20 protein-coding genes, 2 tRNA genes and 1 pseudogene are annotated in these 18,149 nt (G+C 47.8%); 9 read left to right on the top strand and 14 right to left on the bottom strand.

What is annotated here, in order from left to right; translation table 11 throughout:
- Positions 1 to 238 precede the first annotated feature (238 nt).
- The 4 genes and pseudogenes from ATN88_RS23085 to ATN88_RS23075 all read left to right on the top strand — a co-directional run bounded on the left by ATN88_RS23085 (position 239) and on the right by ATN88_RS23075 (position 3,981).
- Entirely contained in the window at positions 239 to 973 is a 735-nt protein-coding gene (locus ATN88_RS23085; protein ID WP_067419859.1) for a glutathione S-transferase family protein, read from the top strand.
- Positions 974 to 1,368: 395 nt separating this feature from the next.
- Entirely contained in the window at positions 1,369 to 1,710 is a 342-nt protein-coding gene (locus ATN88_RS27945; RefSeq protein ID WP_332308962.1) for a 4Fe-4S cluster-binding domain-containing protein, read from the top strand.
- Positions 1,644 to 2,453, top strand: a pseudogene (locus tag ATN88_RS23080) (SPASM domain-containing protein); the annotation flags it as partial. The gene ATN88_RS27945 and the pseudogene ATN88_RS23080, both read left to right, overlap by 67 nt.
- 55 nt (positions 2,454 to 2,508) lie before the next feature.
- Complete coding sequence (locus ATN88_RS23075; RefSeq protein WP_198158441.1) at positions 2,509 to 3,981, top strand: sulfatase family protein; 1,473 nt, start codon at positions 2,509 to 2,511, stop codon at positions 3,979 to 3,981.
- A gap of 692 nt (positions 3,982 to 4,673) precedes the next feature.
- Here the strand turns inward: ATN88_RS23075 and ATN88_RS23065 are convergent.
- Positions 4,674 to 4,970 carry a hypothetical protein gene (locus ATN88_RS23065; protein ID WP_067419857.1) on the bottom strand — a complete coding sequence of 99 codons (297 nt, stop codon included), beginning with the start codon at positions 4,968 to 4,970 and terminating at the stop codon, positions 4,674 to 4,676.
- Positions 4,967 to 5,143: a hypothetical protein gene (locus ATN88_RS26260; RefSeq protein WP_198158440.1), complete on the bottom strand. Its 177-nt coding sequence runs from the start codon at positions 5,141 to 5,143 to the stop codon at positions 4,967 to 4,969. The genes ATN88_RS23065 and ATN88_RS26260 overlap by 4 nt, the downstream gene beginning before the upstream one ends.
- Positions 5,144 to 5,466: 323 nt before the next feature.
- On the opposite strand from ATN88_RS26260, the gene queC reads away from it, so the two are divergent.
- The gene (gene queC / locus ATN88_RS23060) at positions 5,467 to 6,147 is read left to right on the top strand and encodes a 7-cyano-7-deazaguanine synthase QueC (RefSeq protein ID WP_067419856.1); all 681 of its coding nucleotides are present in this window, start codon (positions 5,467 to 5,469) and stop codon (positions 6,145 to 6,147) included.
- Positions 6,148 to 6,243: 96 nt separating this feature from the next.
- Here the strand turns inward: queC and ATN88_RS23055 are convergent, their stop codons facing one another.
- On the bottom strand, positions 6,244 to 6,603 hold the full coding sequence (locus tag ATN88_RS23055; protein WP_067419855.1) for a DUF805 domain-containing protein: 360 nt from the start codon (positions 6,601 to 6,603) through the stop codon (positions 6,244 to 6,246).
- A gap of 8 nt (positions 6,604 to 6,611) precedes the next feature.
- The gene (locus tag ATN88_RS23050; protein WP_067419854.1) at positions 6,612 to 6,935 is read right to left on the bottom strand and encodes a hypothetical protein; all 324 of its coding nucleotides are present in this window, start codon (positions 6,933 to 6,935) and stop codon (positions 6,612 to 6,614) included.
- A gap of 102 nt (positions 6,936 to 7,037) precedes the next feature.
- Between ATN88_RS23050 and ATN88_RS23045 the strand changes: the two genes are divergently transcribed.
- The gene (locus ATN88_RS23045; protein WP_067419853.1) at positions 7,038 to 7,550 is read left to right on the top strand and encodes a peptide-methionine (S)-S-oxide reductase; all 513 of its coding nucleotides are present in this window, start codon (positions 7,038 to 7,040) and stop codon (positions 7,548 to 7,550) included.
- Positions 7,551 to 7,583: 33 nt separating this feature from the next.
- On the opposite strand, the gene ATN88_RS23040 is transcribed toward ATN88_RS23045, so the two are convergent.
- The 3 genes from ATN88_RS23040 to ATN88_RS23030 all read right to left on the bottom strand — a co-directional run bounded on the left by ATN88_RS23040 (position 7,584) and on the right by ATN88_RS23030 (position 12,243).
- Positions 7,584 to 7,901, bottom strand: coding sequence for a DUF1244 domain-containing protein (locus tag ATN88_RS23040; RefSeq protein ID WP_067419852.1), 318 nt, complete (start codon positions 7,899 to 7,901; stop codon positions 7,584 to 7,586).
- Between the two features lie 139 nt (positions 7,902 to 8,040).
- On the bottom strand, positions 8,041 to 11,169 hold the full coding sequence (locus tag ATN88_RS23035) for a multidrug efflux RND transporter permease subunit (protein WP_067419851.1): 3,129 nt from the start codon (positions 11,167 to 11,169) through the stop codon (positions 8,041 to 8,043).
- Positions 11,170 to 12,243 (bottom strand): efflux RND transporter periplasmic adaptor subunit, encoded by a 1,074-nt coding sequence (locus ATN88_RS23030; RefSeq protein WP_067419950.1) that lies wholly within the window; start codon positions 12,241 to 12,243, stop codon positions 11,170 to 11,172.
- 283 nt (positions 12,244 to 12,526) lie between these two features.
- On the opposite strand from ATN88_RS23030, the gene ATN88_RS23025 reads away from it, so the two are divergent.
- Together ATN88_RS23025 and ATN88_RS23020 are read left to right on the top strand one after the other, a co-directional pair.
- A tRNA-Tyr gene (locus ATN88_RS23025) sits at positions 12,527 to 12,611 on the top strand.
- 64 nt (positions 12,612 to 12,675) lie between these two features.
- Positions 12,676 to 12,760: transfer RNA gene (locus ATN88_RS23020), tRNA-Tyr, on the top strand.
- A gap of 59 nt (positions 12,761 to 12,819) precedes the next feature.
- Here ATN88_RS23020 and ATN88_RS23015 read toward each other — a convergent pair.
- Complete coding sequence (locus tag ATN88_RS23015; protein WP_067419850.1) at positions 12,820 to 13,788, bottom strand: glutathione S-transferase family protein; 969 nt, start codon at positions 13,786 to 13,788, stop codon at positions 12,820 to 12,822.
- 147 nt (positions 13,789 to 13,935) lie between these two features.
- Positions 13,936 to 14,367, bottom strand: coding sequence for a hypothetical protein (locus tag ATN88_RS23010; protein ID WP_067419849.1), 432 nt, complete (start codon positions 14,365 to 14,367; stop codon positions 13,936 to 13,938).
- A gap of 200 nt (positions 14,368 to 14,567) precedes the next feature.
- Here ATN88_RS23010 and xthA point away from each other — a divergent pair, with 200 nt between their 5' ends.
- Positions 14,568 to 15,374 carry an exodeoxyribonuclease III gene (xthA, locus tag ATN88_RS23005; protein WP_067419848.1) on the top strand — a complete coding sequence of 269 codons (807 nt, stop codon included), beginning with the start codon at positions 14,568 to 14,570 and terminating at the stop codon, positions 15,372 to 15,374.
- A gap of 76 nt (positions 15,375 to 15,450) precedes the next feature.
- On the opposite strand, the gene ATN88_RS23000 is transcribed toward xthA, so the two are convergent.
- The 5 genes from ATN88_RS23000 to ATN88_RS22990 all read right to left on the bottom strand — a co-directional run bounded on the left by ATN88_RS23000 (position 15,451) and on the right by ATN88_RS22990 (position 18,131).
- The gene (locus tag ATN88_RS23000; protein WP_067419847.1) at positions 15,451 to 16,176 is read right to left on the bottom strand and encodes an ABC transporter permease; all 726 of its coding nucleotides are present in this window, start codon (positions 16,174 to 16,176) and stop codon (positions 15,451 to 15,453) included.
- A gap of 11 nt (positions 16,177 to 16,187) precedes the next feature.
- Positions 16,188 to 16,658 carry an ABC transporter permease gene (locus ATN88_RS22995; RefSeq protein ID WP_408607734.1) on the bottom strand — a complete coding sequence of 157 codons (471 nt, stop codon included), beginning with the start codon at positions 16,656 to 16,658 and terminating at the stop codon, positions 16,188 to 16,190.
- Positions 16,659 to 16,690: 32 nt separating this feature from the next.
- Positions 16,691 to 16,888 carry a hypothetical protein gene (locus ATN88_RS29030; protein ID WP_408607731.1) on the bottom strand — a complete coding sequence of 66 codons (198 nt, stop codon included), beginning with the start codon at positions 16,886 to 16,888 and terminating at the stop codon, positions 16,691 to 16,693.
- A gap of 479 nt (positions 16,889 to 17,367) precedes the next feature.
- Positions 17,368 to 17,529, bottom strand: coding sequence for a transporter substrate-binding domain-containing protein (locus tag ATN88_RS28465; protein ID WP_269748230.1), 162 nt, complete (start codon positions 17,527 to 17,529; stop codon positions 17,368 to 17,370).
- Complete coding sequence (locus ATN88_RS22990) at positions 17,508 to 18,131, bottom strand: transporter substrate-binding domain-containing protein (protein ID WP_269748229.1); 624 nt, start codon at positions 18,129 to 18,131, stop codon at positions 17,508 to 17,510. Before ATN88_RS22990 ends, ATN88_RS28465 begins: the two co-directional genes overlap by 22 nt.
- Positions 18,132 to 18,149: the final 18 nt, after the last annotated feature.

Raw genomic sequence — 18,149 nt, 5'->3', positions numbered from 1 at the left:
GACAGGTGACACCCTACACCTCGTGTGCTTCAAAACAGTCATAAAAGAAGGAGGGGCGTTTTTGATATGCTCGATAGTCTCAACTCAGTGGTGCTTCAATTTTCAATTAACCAGAAAATTTCCATACCAGAAAGAAGGTTATTGCCTTTTTTCACATCTGAGTAGACACTGTAATGCTGCGTTAAATTTACCGCACTAACTGCGAAAGCAGTTCTCACTCTTTATAGAAAAGGTAAATATGAGCAAGCCAATTATCTATCACGATCCTACGTCAGAACCGAGCCGTGCTGTTCACTGGTTATGTATTGAAGCTCAAATCCCAGTTGATATTTCTTACACATGGTTGACCCGAGGCGATCATGTTTCGCCAACGTTTCTGGAAGTAAACCCGTTTCACCAAGTGCCAGCACTTAAGCATGACGATTTCTGTTTGTCAGAAGCCAGTGCCATCATGAACTATCTGACAGATATTCATGACGTTAGCGAAACTTGGTTTGGTCATGACATAAAAAGCAAAGCCGAAATCAACAAGCTTTTGTCTTGGTATCACACCAACCTTCGCCGCATTTTAACGCTGGATTACTTCCTGCCGGTTCTGCTGATGCCCGCCTACCTTGGTTTTCCTAAACCGCCGGAGCAGGACATTCAGAGTAAGCTGGATGCAATACACACCATGTTTGAGCAGCTCAACGACATGCTGTCGAAAGGCAAATACCTCAATGGTGACAAGATCTGCGCAGCTGATATTTTGTATGCATGTGATGTGGTTGTTTTGGATATCGACCCACATAGAGAGGAGATATTGCGCCATTATCCAAGCGTTTTGAGATGGCTAGATACACTTCAATCCATGGAAAGCTACCAGATTGCACATCGCGCATGGCATCACGTAACACCATTGATTCTTGCTGCAACTGGTCAAGCGCAGGAAACACCTGCATGGGTCGCAGATGCATGCGAAAGCGTACTTTGATGCGCTGAAAGCTCGTCCAAATATGAAGCCCTCTCATGAGGGCTTTTTTAATGACCTAGAAGGCAAAAACACGCCTTGTCGTTACTATTTATTATCACTTCAACAACATTAAAAATCATACGGTTAGGATGTTTTCCTAGCGATAGCACCACGATTCCCATCTCGGTAAATGCTCACCATAACCAGAATTTCAGTCAGTCGAGAAAAGAACACCGGACAGTCGTTTTATTCTGCGCCTTCCTTATTGACCTTTCACACAATTCCGCACAAAAGCGATATCTCTGAAATCGTTTACACGCTATAAGTTCACGCAATTTTTTCAGGGTTTATTGCCTGACGCTTCGCTCAAGAAATCGCGTTTTCGAGAGAACAAAAATAATAAGGAACACCCCTAGATGAATGCTAATAACTTCACCGTTATGGCAAAGCCTGTCAGTGACAAATGTAACCTGAAGTGTGAGTACTGTTTTTACCTTGGTACCGCAGATTCGCTTTCCAGCAAGCCGACAGAATGCATGTCTGATGAAACGCTAGAACGCTTTGTTCAACAGTACATTGCACAAGCCAATACGCCGCAAGTGAGCTTTGTCTGGCAAGGCGGTGAACCTACGTTGCAGGTCTCGACTTCTTTCGAAAAGCGGTATCGCTTCAAAAGAAATACGCCAATGGAAAAACCATTACCAATTCGCTGCAAACCAACGGCATCGCCATCAATAAGCAATGGGTCGCGTTCTTAAAAGAACACCAATTCCTTGTTGGTATCTCCCTCGATGGCACCCAAGCGGCACACGATAAATACCGCATTACCCTTTCTGGCGGTGATACCTACCAAAAAGTGAAGCAAACCGTTCACATGTTTAATGAGGCGGGCGTGGAATACAACGTGCTCTGCACCGTTAACAGTGCTAATTGGAACAAAGGCAAGCAGGTCTATAACAACATCAAACAGATGGGCGCGCGTTTCATTCAGTTCATCCCTGTTGTCGCTTACCACAAGGGCAAACCGCTGGGTTTTACGGTACCAGAGAAAGGGTTTGGCACTTTCCTAACTGACGTGTTCAAAGAGTGGGTTGAAGGTGATATCGGCTTTATGTTCGTGATGAACTTTGAAAGTGCCATGTCTTCGCATGCCAATGGCTACCCGCTTATCTGTTTCCACAACAAAGAATGTGGTTCACCGTTTGTGATTGAATCCAACGGTGCTGTGTATTCCTGCGACCACTACGTCGAAGACAAGTACCAGCTTGGCAATATCGCCCAAACCACCTTCTCTGAAGCTGCCACAAGCCAGAAGCATCAGTCGTTTTTGTCTCTGCGCAGCACCAAGTACTGCCAAAAATGTGAGTTCCTGTCTGTGTGCAACGGCGGCTGTCCAAAACACACCAAACCGGACGGTTCTAACCATCTTTGTCAGTCCTACAAGACCTTTTTCAAGAACACCCAAAACACCATGAAGTACATCGTAAACAACCTCCTTTAAATAACGTGACGCTCTTTTTTATTTAAAGGACGACTTAAAACTAAGAGTAATAACAATGAGAAAAACCAAACTAGCGAGTGCCATTGCACTGGCAGCACTGGCGACGACTGCGTGTGCCAGTAACCCAGCAACACCAGCTAAAACGGCAGAAAAGCCAAACGTTGTGATTTTCTACGTTGATGATTTGGGCTATGGCGACCTTGCGTCGTACGGCCACCAAATCGTGAAAACGCCGAACATTGATAAGCTGGCTCAGGAAGGTATCAAGTTCACCCAGTACTATGCACCTGCTCCACTTTGTTCGCCTTCTCGTGCAGGTCTGTTGACGGGTCGTACGCCATACCGTACCGGTATTCGCTCTTGGATCCCAGACAGCCAAAACGTACACATTGGCTGGGGTGAGCGCACGCTGGCACACATGCTGAAAGATGAAGGCTATAACACGGCATTGATGGGCAAAGTGCACCTGAACGGTGGCGCGCACATGACTGAGCACCCACAAGCAGCCGATCTGGGCTTTGACTACTCATTCGCGATGTATGCTGGCTGGCAGAAAAACGCAAAAGTAGAAAAACCTCGCGCCGATGGCAGCCTACGCCATGGCAAGATTTACCCAGACAACTTCATTCGTAACGGTAAGCCTGTTGGTGAGACCGATGATTTTGCAGGTGGAATCGTTGCTGATGAATCTATCGAGTGGCTGAGCAGCATCAACAAAGAAGACCCGTTCTTCCTGTACGTGCCATTCCCAGAAGTTCACACCCCAATCGCATCGCCAAAAGAATATTTGGACATGTACAGTGACCACATCACTGAATTTGCCAAAGAAAACCCAGATCTGTACCACTGGGATTGGAAAGGACAGCCATACCGTGGTCAAGGCGAATACTACGCCAACATCACCTACATGGATGCACAGGTTGGCCGTATCGTTGCCAAGCTGAAAGAGATGGGTGAATACGACAACACCATCTTCCTGTTCTCATCAGACAATGGCCCTGTTACCCGCGAAGCGCGTAAGCCTTGGGAACTGAACATGGCAGGTGAAACGGGCGGTCTACGTGGCCGTAAAGACAACCTGTTTGAAGGCGGCATCCGCGTTCCGATGATCATGGCAGGCCCTGGCATCAATGCGGCATCACAATCTCACGAACCAGTTTACGGGCTGGATGTGGTACCGACGCTGTCTAAGATGATCGGTTTCGATCTTCCAACAGACCGCGTGATCGATGGTGTGTCAATCACTGATGCGTTCGAAGGTAAAGAGGTGGCTCGTACCAAGCCAATGGTTTGGACCATCGACATGCCATACCAAGATGATCCAATCAACGAATACGCAGTGCGTATCGACGATTACAAACTGATCGTTGACCGTGATGGCAAAGGTAAGTACCTGTTCAACATCGAAGAAGATCCGTACGAAGTGTACAACCTGATCGGTAAAGCTGAATACAAAGAGAAGCTGAATTCAATGACCAAGCGTATGCCGAATACCGCAAGGACATTGAAAGCGATAACATTCTGCTAAACCATTACGCCAAGCCGAAAGCTTAATAATTCAAAGCCAGCGAGTAGTCGCTGGGCTTCATTCCTATCATTTGCACTCTAGAGTATAGTGGCGGTTGAACTAGTAACGTCGTCAACTCTCTATGTTTTCTCCAAGGCTACCTATTTACGCCGGCTCTTGACTAAAACTACGATAACTTTCTTCGGCCGACTCACCATCATAAGATGAGTTTGGGATGCCTATATTACTGTCCGAACCATGTTCACTACACTCTTTCTCCACTTTCTTGAAGAGTTTGAAAGTATCGACATCAAAAAATGAGTATGACTCTATCTCAGATTTAGGGATTATCACGCGAAAGTGATTAACTGTTAAACTGTCGTGCTTTCCTGAGTAAATATCATGATCTTCAAAATGAACGTGATAGTTCGTTTTGATTTCCAAAGATAGGTTGTCTTTGTCTCGATACCCACTTAGTAAAGGCAGAATTGAAACGTGCTCACAGCCGCCATCATCAAAACCAGCTTCGCCAAAACATATACCGACATAGCACTTCCTAGACCCCATCGTAACCAAAATCGGTTGTTGCGTTGCCGACGCTTCAAGAATAAAAGCATCTCGATGGTCATTTTTGGCAATTTTTGCTATGTGTTTGAGCTTTCTATCCGAGAATATCGTGTAATAAAATCGAGATAAAACGCCAAAAGTAGATGCTAGCGAAATCGATAGAAACGCCCAAGAAATAACTCTAACATCATCAGGTTGGACTGCAGTTTAGAAAAATCTTTTAGCTTGATATCAAAGAGGTCAAGGGTTAACGCAATGTAATCGAAGTAATCAATTAACACGCACACAACAGCACTAAAAAAACCCCAAAAAGTTCCCCAAGCTACTACATAAAAATAAGAATCCCAGCCAGTTGTTCGCTTTTGCTTAAACCGCGCTGGGACATGAAGGCTAGTGAAAACAAAGCCAGAAACAAGCACTAATAATATGAAAACCGCACTCATGCTTTGACAGCAATATCCTCAATTTTATCTACTTGTTTTTTAATGGCCTTAATCGCCTCTTTGGACGAAAGATCGATGGAGATAAAACCATCTTGACTAACCTTGAACTTGTTTTTGTTGTCTTTCAATACTTGCTCAAGTGAATCATTTTTTGGTTTTTTGTTCCAAAACATATCTGCCCCCTTTTGAACCGCTACATCTCGTAAAAAATGCACTCATAAAGTCACATGTGTGCACTTACTAACGGTTACCAAAAGTTTAACCTTACATCATAAAAAAACAAGAATTTTTGCCCACAATTCAGCCCATAGCACGTAACCAAGACATTCGCGACCGACGGCAGGGCGATCTTGGGCGAGAAGACAAAAAGCTCATGATGGTTTAAATAGGGTCTAAATTCTAACTCGACTACTCCCCTCTGAAACGGGAGAAATTTTTGTTCGTAAGTATTACACTTCGCCACAAGCAAATGAACTCTCCGGTTAAGGATTTAGCCATGAAAAAAGCGGTAGTCGTCTTCAGTGGTGGCCAAGACTCAACAACATGTCTGATTCAAGCTCTGTCTGAGTTTGACGAAGTACACTGTATTACGTTCGACTATAACCAACGCCACAAACAAGAAATCGACGTGGCGCGTGATGTTGCAAACGCACTGGGTGCGACTTCGCACAAAGTGATGGATGTCGGCCTACTGAATGAGCTTGCGATCAGCTCACTGACTCGCGATAACATTCCTGTTTCTCATGAACTTCAGGAAAATGGCCTGCCTAACTCTTTTGTGCCGGGGCGCAATATCCTGTTCCTGACACTGGCGGGTATCTACGCCTATCAACTCGGTGCAGAAGCAGTGATCACTGGAGTGTGTGAAACCGACTTCTCTGGCTATCCAGATTGTCGCAATGATTTTGTACAAGCGATGAATAACGCTCTGGTGCTGGGCATGGATCGTCAATTGGATATCCGCACACCGCTGATGTGGCTGAACAAAGCAGAAACATGGGCATTGGCAGACAAATTCGGCAAGTTGGACTTCGTTCGCGACCAAACCCTGACTTGCTACAACGGTGTGATTGGCAGTGGTTGTGGTGATTGCCCGGCATGCGACCTTCGCCAAAAAGGTTTGGTCAGCTACCTAAACGACAAAGAAAATGTGATGGCGTCTTTGAACAGTAAATAATATCGTTTCAAACGTCTGATAAACGGCAAAACAAACACTGTTTTGCCGTTTTTTATCTCTGATTCAGAGCGAACCAAGATTTCATCAATCAGGTAATTACGCAAATCTTGGGTTGGCACCAAAAACGTTCTCACCGTTTGCGCCTTTCAAGAAACCACAATCAATCAACAGCCATAGCGCACCAATAACTGGAATAATACCAATCAGCACCCACCAACCGCTCTTGTTTCGATCATGCAGGCGTTTCACATACAGTGCCAATGCCTCCCAAATGCTCAACACCATAGTCACCGCCAGAATGCCAAATCCAGCAACCGTTGGCATGTTTGTCGTCATGTCAAAAGTCATTGAAAAAGCGATGAAAAGAATGATGTTTTGAATAAGCATCACCAGCGAACCAAGCCAAAATTGTTTACGACCGATGCGTCCTTTAAACGAAAATAGTACGTCTTTCACTGTTATCCCTATTTTAAAAAAAGGTGGTAGTGGCTTTCATTCACTTTAAATGGAGGTGTCGCTGAAGCGAAGGAAAGCTGCTCAAATAACCTTGCCACCAACAAACGGTAGTGCATGCTGGAGGCAGCAAAATATACCAGTACCCAGCAAAAATCGTCTTGAAATACAGACACTATCAGAAGGAAACCTTCCATCAATTGGGTGATTTGCGAGAGAGTTGAGAGATTGAAAAAACCTTGGTGAATCAGTGTCACAGTTAGATGCCAAATGCGTTGCGAGTAAGCGAAATCAATGCATGTCGTCACTTTTTCTTCACAACTTTTCGCACTCAAAACACTCTATCCTTCACTGAAGCACAGAGCATTTCGCGTTATTTGAAAGAAAACGGCCATGACTCAGGTTTACTCAGAACCAAGATAAAGAGGGGCGACGATATGTATATCGCGGTCAGTGGAACGTGTTATTGGTGTATGGAAGCCGTCTTTCGTTCGTTGAACGGCGTGAGTCGCGTTGAGCAAGGGTTTGTGAAATCAAGCAGTGGCCAGCATTGCGAAGCCGTGTTTTGTTTCGTGGACGTCTCATCTCTCTCGCTGAAAGACTTCGTCGGTGTTCATCTAGCCACGCACGCAAGTACCTCAAACCACAGCGGCCGTGCAAAATACCCGAGTGCCATATATCCGGTTTCACCGAATGATGAAGCTCTCGTTACGGCTGCCTTGCGTAAGTGTGAAAAGGCGTTTGACGAGCCAGTTATTACCGAAATACGCCCTTTCGTCGCTTTCTATCCAACGAAAAATACGCAGCAAGATTATTTCTGGCGACAGCCGGAGAAACCGTTTTGTCAGCGAACCATTTTTCCAAAGCTACAGGCTTTGGCACTCAGTCACCCACACTTGCTGTCAGTAACAGCTTCAGAGTTTATCCAAGGAACGCTTTCTGCCCGTTAAAAGAAAAGCACCTTTCGGTGCTTTTCTGTCATTTTACTTGTTCTTTTTCGCTTCTTGACGCGCATTGTATGCGGCCATTTGCTCATCAGTCGCAGGCGTTTGGTGGTTGGCTTTCCACTCGCTGTAAGGCATGCCGTAAACGCGCTCACGCGCTTCGTCATCGCTCACATCCACACCCAGCTTGTCGGCTTCGGCTTTGTACCATTTGCCAAGGCAGTTGCGGCAAAAGTCAGCAAGGATCATCAGGTCGATATTCTGCACATCTTTGTTGTTGTCTAGGTGAGACAGAAAACGACGGAATGTCGCTGCATCCAGTTGATCTTGTTGTTCTTGCGTCAATTTCTCTGACATGACTCTCTTCCTATAGTGTTTTTTTGGTTTACCCGATAACCATACCAGTGCTTGTGCAATCCATAAAGAAAATGCCAGCCCCTTTTCAGGGACTGGCATTGATTTTTCAGTGCAATTTAAGCGTTTAATACACTGTCAATTATTGCACTTTGAAATCACCGTGACTGTGGCGATGCGGCTGCATGGCTTCAAGCTCAGCGTTCAATTGCGCTTCGACGTAACCCGGTGATTGTGTCTTCGCAGACAGCAGTCGATACATTGCAGGGATAACGATGAGCGTTACCGCCGTTGCAAACGACATACCGGCAAAGATAACGGTACCCACTGCCACGCGGCTTTCAAAGCCTGCACCTGTCGACACAATCAGAGGAATTGCGCCGATGATGGTAGTGAATGCTGTCATCATGATTGGGCGAAGACGACGCACAGAGGCATCAATGATCGCTTGCTCAAACGCTACACCACGGTCACGCAACTGGTTGGCAAACTCAACGATCAAAATACCGTTTTTGGTTACCATACCGATCAACATGATCATGCCGATTTGCGAGTATATATTGAGGCCAAGCCCCGCGAATTGCAGACCGACCAAGCCGCCAAATACGCCCATAGGTACGGTTAGCATAACAACCAACGGGTTGACGAAGCTTTCAAACTGCGCGGCAAGCACAAGGTAAGCAACCAAGAGTGCTAGACCAAAGACCACCAGCATGCTGCTTTGGTTGTCTTTGAACTCGGCTGATTCACCCGCGTAGCTGATGGTGATGTCAGAAGGAAGCAGCTCAATCGCTTTGCCATCCAAAAACGCCAGCGCATCGCCTAGCGTGTAGCCATCGCCCAAGTTCGCTTTCAGCGTGATTGCCTTTTGCTTGTTAAAGTGACGAAGCATTTGCGCCGAAGCCACTTCTTCCACTTCCGCCAAGGTATCCAAGCTCACCAGATCGCCAGTGCGAGTACGCATGTAAATCTGGCTTAGGTCATCTTTGCTGCTGAAACGCGCTTCATCACCACGCAGGTAAACATCAAACTCTTCACCACGGTCCACGAAGGTGGTTTCCGTTGTGCCGCCCAGCATGATTTCCATGGTGTTAGACACTTCGTCCACGCTAATGCCTAGCTCGGCTGCGCGCTTGCGGTCGATTTTCACCACCAATTCAGGCGTGGTTTCTGCGTAGTCCAAATCGGCACCTTGCAGAATTGGGCTCGCTTTGGCTTCATCAAGCAGCACTTGCGCCCATTTGTTTAGCTCTTTGTAATCTGGACCACCAAGAACAAACTGAACAGGCTCACTCGAACCACCACGGAAACCCGGAATAAAGGCGCGAACGAAGATGTCAGGAATGCCAGCCAGTGCGGTTTGAACACGGCCGAGCACATAACCTGCCGTCACGTCACGGTTGTCCCAGTCTTCTAGCTGCATGATCACAAAGCCAGTCTGGTCACCCGCCATGCCGCCGAATGCCGGAGCTTGCAAGCTGATAGAGGTTAAAAGACCTTCATCAACCAGTGGCAGAAGACGACGCTCGACTTCTTCCATGTTGCCGACCATACGATTGTACGCTGTGCCTTCTGCGCCTTTTACAAACGCCATTAGCACGCCGCGGTCTTCTTGTGGCACCAGCTCTGCTGGCAGCACTTTCATCAGGCCATAACTACCTGCGATACACGCGATAATCACCAATGGTGCTGCGAAACGCGCTTTGACGGAGAAGCTCACCACTTTGCGGTAGCCGTTCTCAAGGTGTTCGAACAAGCTATCAACCATGCGGTTGAAGGCACCACGCTTCACGTTCGCTTTCAGGATCTTACTGCCGAGAACAGGCGTCAGCGTCAGTGCAACCACAGAGGAGAAGATCACCGCCATTGCCAGCAATACGGCAAACTCAGTGAACATCTTGCCGACCATACCATCCATAAAGGAGATCGGCAGGAACACCATCACCAGTACCGCAGTTGTTGCCACAACAGCAAAGCCCACTTCACGGGTGCCGTTAAACGCAGCCACCAGCGGCGTATCACCTTTCTCAAGGTGGTGGAACATGTTTTCCACAACAACGATGGCGTCATCCACCACCAGACCGATAGCAAGAATCAAGGCCATCAAGGTCAGCAAGTTGATAGAGAAACCAAAGAAGTACGCAGCGATAAATGCCGAAATCAGTGAAACAGGCACGGTGACCGCAGGGATCAGCGTTGCTCGCGCCTGACCGATAAAGATGTACAGGATCAGAATAACCAGCCCCCCCGTCACAAACAGGGTGCTGTACACTTCGGCAATCGAGCGCTCGATGAATACCGTCGAGTCATAGTCAACCCAAAGGCTGGTACCCACAGGCAGAAACGGCTGCATCTCTTCAACCAACTTACGAACACCAACGGCCACATCCAGTGGGTTTGCATCTGACTGAGGCACAATACCTAAGCTCAGGTTGTTGATGCCGTTGTTCTTGTAGGTCGCGTTTTCGTTCTGCGAGCCAATGTAAACGTCAGCAACGTCTTTCAGGTAGATTGGGCTGCCATCACTTGCCGTGCGAACCACCAGATAATCAAAGTCTTCTGGCGTTTGGTAAAGACGTTCAGTACGCACCGTCATCTTGGTGATGTCGTTACGGATTTCACCGCCTGGGCTTTCTAAGTTTTCACTACGCAATGCCGCAGTAATGTCTTGCGTTGTAACGCCGCGACCTGCCATCAGAACAGGGTCAAGACGCACATACATGACTTTATACAGTGCACCGTAAAGCTCCACCGAGCTCACGCCATTCAACAAACCGAACTTGTCTTCCAATACGCGCTGCGCGTATTCGGTCATCTGGGTGCGGTCCATTTCTGATGAAGCAAGGTTTATATAAATAGAGGCTTCACCCGAACCGTTCGATTTCGACACAATTGGTTCGTTGGCTTCGTCAGGCAGACGACGCTGTGCACGCGCAACGGCGTCACGTACGTCACTCACACCTTCCGTTAAATCCCAATCAATATTGAATTCAACGGTAATGCGCGACACACCATTACGGCTAACAGAGGTAATTTCTTCAATACCGCTGATGCCTGACAGCTCATCTTCCAGTACCTGTGTGATCTGACTTTCCATAATACTGGCTGACGCGCCAGAATAGATGGTCATAACAGACACGACAGGGCTGTCGATATCAGGGTATTCACGTACGGCAAGCTTACTGAAGGAAACGATACCGAATACCATCAGCAGCAAGCTCAGAACGATAGCGACGACCGGTCGCTTAACGGAGACGTCCGAGAGCCACATTTATTTGCCCTCGCCCTTCGCCGCCGCAGTCAGATCATTCACTTTTGTGCCGTCACGCATACTTACCAGACCTTGAACAACAATGCGGTCGCCCAGATCCAATCCGCTCTCAACGGTCACGAAGTTTTCAACACGCGCGCCCAATTTCACTTCGGTGCGGTGTGCGATACCTGCTTCATCCACGCGGTAAACGAAACGCTTGGTACCTGAGTATTCAATCGCCTGAACCGGAATAATCGCATTCACCTGCGGCTCAAACGCCAGTGTTGCTTCCATCATCATGCCCGGACGTAGCAGACGCTCTTCATTGTCGATGTCGATACGCGCACGCAGATTCAGTGAGTCGTTGTTTACACGCGAGTCTACTGCTGACAGTTCACCGTCAAACGTCTTGCCTTGCCATGCTTTTGATTTCGCAGACACATCGATGTCTTTGTTTAGCTCGCTCAGGTATTGCTCTGGTACATTCACGTCCAGTTGCATTAAAGACAAGTCATCCAGGTTTATCAGAGCTTCACCCGCCGTCACCAACTGGCCACGGGTGATATCAACCAGACCCAAAGTGCCTGAGAACGGTGCTTTGATCTTGTGATCGTCCAGATCGGCCGTTGCCGCGTCTAAACGTGCTTTAGCGATGTCCACACTGGCTTGCTGTGCATCAAGCTCAGTTTTGGTCAGCGCGCCACGTTTGTGCAGCTTTGAGAATTCGTTCAGTTTACGTTGTTCATCTTTATAGAATGCTTGTGCTTCAGAAAATGAAGCCTGAGATTTTGCCGAATCTAACGTAAAGAGTGTTGTGCCTTCTTCAACGCGCTGTCCTGCTTTCACCAGCACAGATTCAATCTTGCCGCCCAACTCAGGCGCAATAACCACTGAGTTTTCTGACTTGAGATTACCAATCAGAGAAAGGCTTCGAGCAACAGGGTGCTCTTGGACTTGTGCGGTCGCAACAGCAACGGCTGGACGCGCACGATTAGGAGCAGGTTTATCCGCCGCTTCGGATTCTCCCTGCCAAACAAAATAGCCGGCAGCACCGAGCGCAATGACTGCTGTGAAAAGGACTTTATTCTTCATTGTGATAACCGTAAATGACAACTCGCGATAGTCTACTTCATGCCTATCTTCCGTGCGGTAAAGAAATGTAAATCTACAAAAAGAAATTACCGCCAAAGAAAAACCCATGAACTGCAGAGAATTACCTAATTTTCGCGCGATTAGATTGCCTTTTATCAACAAAATTCCACTTTAGGTGTGCGTAAAACACACTAACGCCGAAAAAAACAGCAAACGCACAGCATTTTCAAGAAAAGTGCTTTACAGCTTGTCTTCGTTTGATAATATGCGCCCCGCACAGCGTGGTGGGATTCCCGAGTGGCCAAAGGGATCAGACTGTAAATCTGACGGCTCCGCCTTCGAAGGTTCGAATCCTTCTCCCACCACCACTTTCAGCGTTCATAGCGATGTTCGACGATTTCCGCGATGAAGCATACAACTAGAATAACTCGTGGTGGGATTCCCGAGTGGCCAAAGGGATCAGACTGTAAATCTGACGGCTCCGCCTTCGAAGGTTCGAATCCTTCTCCCACCACCATCATTAGAAAGCCAGCTCATTGAGCTGGCTTTTTTCTTTTCTGCTTTCTGTCATTCAGACTAGCTGCCGATGCGCTCACGCCCGTGAGGTGCCCACAAATCTTGCTCAGGTCCTTTCGGTACAACACGTGTCGGGTTAATCGTTGCGTGGCTGTAATAGTAATGACGCTTGATGTGGTACATGTCGACGGTGTCTGCCACGCCTGCCACTTGATACAACTCCTTCAAGTAACCAAAAAGGTTGTCGTATTGCGCAATCTGCTGACGGTTACATTTAAAATGCCCTACGTACACAGGGTCAAAGCGCACAAGTGTGGTGAACAATCGCCAGTCTGCTTCCGTGATTTTGTCTCCCGCTAAGTAGCGACTGGTTGCAAGATGAGCATCTACTTTGTCGAGGGCGGCAAACAAGTTGTCGTATGCCTCTTCATAGGCTTCTTGCGTAGTTGCAAATCCGCTGCGATACACCCCATTGTTGATGTTTGGATACACATAATCGTTCCACTCATCAATCACGCTTTGCAACGCCTCTGGGTAGTAATCGTCAGTGTTACCCGTCAGATCATTGAAGGCAGAGTTAAACATACGAATGATTTCCGACGATTCATTGCTGACAATCGTCTCTGTCTTCTTGTCCCACAAAACCGGCACCGTCACTCGGCCTGTGTAATCCGATTTAGCTTTTGTGTAGACCTGATGCATGTAGTTGAAACCGTAAAGCGGTTCTGGCTCATCAAACTGCCAGCCTTTTTCCAGCATATCGGGGCTGACAACAGAAACATCAATATGCGCTTCTAGCCCTTTGAGCTTTCTGAAAATCAAGGTACGGTGCGCCCACGGACAGGCAAGAGAAACATAGAGATGATAACGCCCTGACTCGGCACTAAAGCCCGCTTCTCCAGAAGGCCCAGCGTCACCCGTGGCGGTCACCCAAGAACGAAAGCCCGCATCCTCACGCACAAACTTGCCGTTAGATGATTTGGTGTCATACCAAACGTCATGCCATACGCCTTCCACTAACTTGCCCATATCTCATCTCCTTTTCGTCAACGAGATAAGTATATGTTTCGTCGGCATTGAAGTCGGCAGAAGGGATTCGTTAATGTCGTTCGAAATTTTCGAAGATAAGTGAAGCGATGCCCTGACAACCGAGTCATCAGGGCAATGAGAGTAGGATTAAGATTTACCACCCAACATGTAGATGTTGTAGGTCACGTCAAACGATGCGCTACCATCCGGGAAGGTCTCATTGATCTTGATTTCATCGCCTTCGATCTCAAAGCGCACGGTTGGATCCTGCGCTTGATCTCGCCAACGACCATCTTTGCCTTGTGACCATACCGCGCGGGTTTTATCGACCTTACAGCGGTAATGCCATTTCTTGCCATCGTCTGGGCGTTTGTAAGAGATGTGGAAAATATCGAGTTCCGTTTCTGCTTCTACGACACGTTTGTCGACGATCATGATGGAAGGGCTTTTTCCTTTGATTGCCGCCACACTGGCCCGACAAATCTGTTCTTGTGTGAAGTCTCCGTATTCGCTACAGCCAGATACAATCAGAGCAGATAGTGTTACGGTTAAGGTCTTTATTAGCGCACGTATTTTCATTAAAACGCCTCCGCCTATTCACACAATTTGAGTAAGACTTTGAGTGGTAATACTTTCTTTACTCAAAAGCATAGTTGCAAAGATGAGACTTCGCCGCATTCTTGTTTCAGCAAGGTCTTGTATTTGTTCAGCTAAACGCCTCGAATTTAGATACACTATCTGCATCAAATGCACGTCAACACAAAGAGAAGTTAGTCAGCATGAAAGTCATTTCATTTAATATCAACGGATTGCGCGCTCGCCTTCACCAACTTCAGGCACTTATCGAAAAACACCAACCTGATGTGATTGGCTTGCAAGAAATCAAAGTGCACGACGAAGCGTTTCCAATCGAAGATGTTGAAGCAATGGGCTACAAAGTCTTCTTCCACGGCCAAAAGGCACACTACGGCGTGGCCATGCTTTGCAAACAAGAGCCGTTGAGCGTTCAAAAAGGGTTTCCAACGGACGACGAAGACGCGCAACGTCGCATGATCATGGCGACGTTTGAAAAAGAAGACGGCAGCAAAGTGACCGTGCTGAATGGCTACTTCCCGCAGGGTGAAAACATTGCGCACGAAACCAAGTACCCAGCTAAACGCAAGTTCTACAAAGATCTGATGACCTACCTAACTGATGCACACAGCAACGACGAGAACATCATCGTCATGGGTGACATCAACATCAGTCCTATCGACTTGGATATCGGTATCGGCGAAGTAAACCGTAAGCGTTGGCTTAAAACGGGCAAGTGCTCATTCCAGCCAGAAGAGCGTGAAATGCTGGCTACTCTCATGAACTGGGGTTTCGTCGATACCTTCCGCCAACAGTTCCCAGACGCAGACGACAAATTCTCGTGGTTTGATTACCGCTCTCGCGGCTTTGATGATAACCGCGGCCTGCGCATCGACGTGATTCTGGCAACGCCTTCACTGGCAGCGGAATGTGTAGATACCGGCATTGACTACGAGTTGCGTGGCATAGAAAAACCGTCTGATCACGCACCGATTTGGGCGACATTCAAGTAAGCCTCACTGACGCCAGACAAACAAAAAGCCAGCAATCGAAGCTGGCTTTTTTGTTCTCTAATTCTCGACGTCAGACCTATTTGGTTTCGAGCGGTCTCAGGTGTCGATGCCAATGATGCTCAAGTCGTTTAAAACCATACACAATGGTAAAGGTCAGACACAGGTAGATTGCAGCCACAAACAAGAAGGCATCAAACGGCGCATAGAAACGCGCATAGATGTCACGTGCCGCTCCCGTCAGGTCAATGATGGTAACCACCGACGCAATCGAACTGGCGTGCAGCATGAAAATGACTTCATTGCTGTAAGCTGGCAACGCGCGACGAAACGCCGAAGGCAGAATGATACGGCGCAAAATGGTAAATCGCGACATGCCATAGGCTTTACCCGCTTCAATTTCACCGCGCGACGTTGCTTCCATCGCACCACGCAAAATCTCGGTAGTATAAGCCGCCGTGTTGAGGACAAAGGCCATCAAACAGGGGTAGAACGCATCTTCCACAACCGCCCAAAACATGGATTGCTGAATGCCTTCGATTGTTGCCACACCATAGTAGATAAGGTAGAGCTGAATCAGCAATGGCGTGCCACGAAAGACGTAAACATAGAACCATACAGGGCGGTTAATCCAAGGATTCTTTGAGGTTCTTGCAACCGCTAAAGGCACGGACAGTATGAGACCCAGCACCAAGGACAAGAACACAAGCTGCACGGTCACCGTCAAGCCATCCCAGTAATGCAGTATGGTTGTTGACGTGAATATCTCGTTCTGGTCGAGAAAGGCGTAAATTGACTCTAACATGCGTTATCTCCTTACCCTCTTACTACACCGGCACTGAATTTACGCTCTAAACGCTTGAGGCCTAATTCAGACACAGAGGTGATCAGCAGATAAACAATGGCAACAGGAATGAAGAACTTGAACGGTTCATTGACCGCACCTGCCGCCTCTTTGGCTAAGCGTGTCATATCGGCCAAACCGATCACCGACACCAATGCCGTTGTTTTCACTAGTACCAACCAATTGTTACCGATACCTGGCAACGCATGGCGCATCATTTGAGGGAACATGATGCGACGGAACACCATCCAACGGCTCATGCCATAGGCCGTACCTGCTTCCAATTGGCCCCTGTCGACTGCCAGAAACGCGCCGCGGAAGGTCTCTGCCATATAGGCACCGAAAATAAAACCAATGGTGGACACACCCGCTGTGAACTCATTGATGTTGATGAAGATGTCGACGTCGTACTTTTCGTAAAGCCAGTCGGAGAAGTTATTCATCATGATTTGAGCACCGAAGAAGATCAGCAGCATCAAAACCAGATCAGCACGCCGCGCACCACGGTGGAATACACCGTCGCCACGCCACGGGCAAAAGGGTTGTGAGACAGTCTCGCCAATGCTGTGACCAATCCTAACAGCACCGCAATTATCGCCGACAGCACCGCCAATTCGACGGTTAAAATCGCCCCCATAAAGATGGATGGGCCGTAACCATGCAGATCTAACATCCTTTCCTCCTGCACGAATAAACCGATAGCGAAACTACCGCTTTATAGATCTCGTTTTCCGTTTTCGCTTATCAGTCAAAGAGAGCGAATCCGCTCCCCTTAGAGCATTTGTCATCCATAGATCAGAAGGAATTGCTGTCTATAACTGACAATTATCCTGCAAAACAGGTGGAGCTAAAGCTAGGCACTAAACAAAGAACTCAAGCTATAACCCCGCCTATAGAGATTGCTGTAAATAGATGGTGCTGTATCAAGCAACAAGCAAACGAGTCGCCGGGAGCTTAGTTCACTAAGTGACCAAGCGAGTTTGCGCAGTTAAAGCCGATACAGTGCCATCTATAACCAGCAATGTAATCTGCAAAGATGTTGGAGCTAGAGCAAGGCGCCGAGCACGTGGATCCCCATGAGCATAGATTTCCTATGTGATTGGGGTGAACGCGCGCAAGCAACGCCGCTATCGCTCCAACAACGAAGCAGATTTACATTTTGATGTCGTAGGCGAAATACTTCTTACGAATCTCGTCGTACGTACCGTTCTCTTTCACTTCCGCCAGCGACTCGTTAAAGATACCTGCTAGGTCTTTATCACGCTTACGGAATGCTGCTGCTACGCCGTTACCTAGTTGAATGGTGTCACCCACTGCTTCAAAGGTATCGCCGTCTTTACCACCCAGGATGCTGACTCACCCACTGGGAAGTCGATCAGCACGATATCCAGACGACCGCCTTGTAAATCCAGTACCAGATCATCACCCGTGGTGTAGCGCTTTACGTCCGCAATCTTACCGAAGGTATCTGTTGCGTGCGTGTCTTGGATGGTGCCGCGTTGAACACCGATGCGCTTGCCTTCCATTGAAGAAACGTCGGCTGGATTGATGCTGGTGCCTTTAGGTGCGAAGTAGCCACTTGGCGTGTTGTAGTACGGTTCGGAGAAAAGAACCTGCTTGGCGCGCTCAGGCGTGATAGACATTGAAGAGAAGATAACGTCGTATTTACGCGCTTGTAAGCCTGGGATAATGCCGTCCCATGCCTGAACAACCCAGCTACAGTTCAGCTTGGCGTTTTCACACACAGCGTTGCCCAGATCGACTTCAAAACCGGTCAGGGTGCCATCTGGTGCTTTATATTCGAAAGGTTCATAAGGTACATCCACAGCGATGCGTACATCTTTCCAATCTTTCGCTTGAACCGCAGTCGCGCCAAGCGCAGCAGTTACTGCAGCAGCAACTAACCATTTTTTCATCTTTCTGTCTCCTTATGG

It is taken from the genome of Enterovibrio coralii (assembly GCF_001559595.1).
GTDB classification, from domain to species: Bacteria; Pseudomonadota; Gammaproteobacteria; order Enterobacterales; family Vibrionaceae; genus Enterovibrio; species Enterovibrio coralii.
Note: the sequence above shows the minus strand (reverse complement) of the source record. Positions and strands in the feature narration are given on the sequence as shown.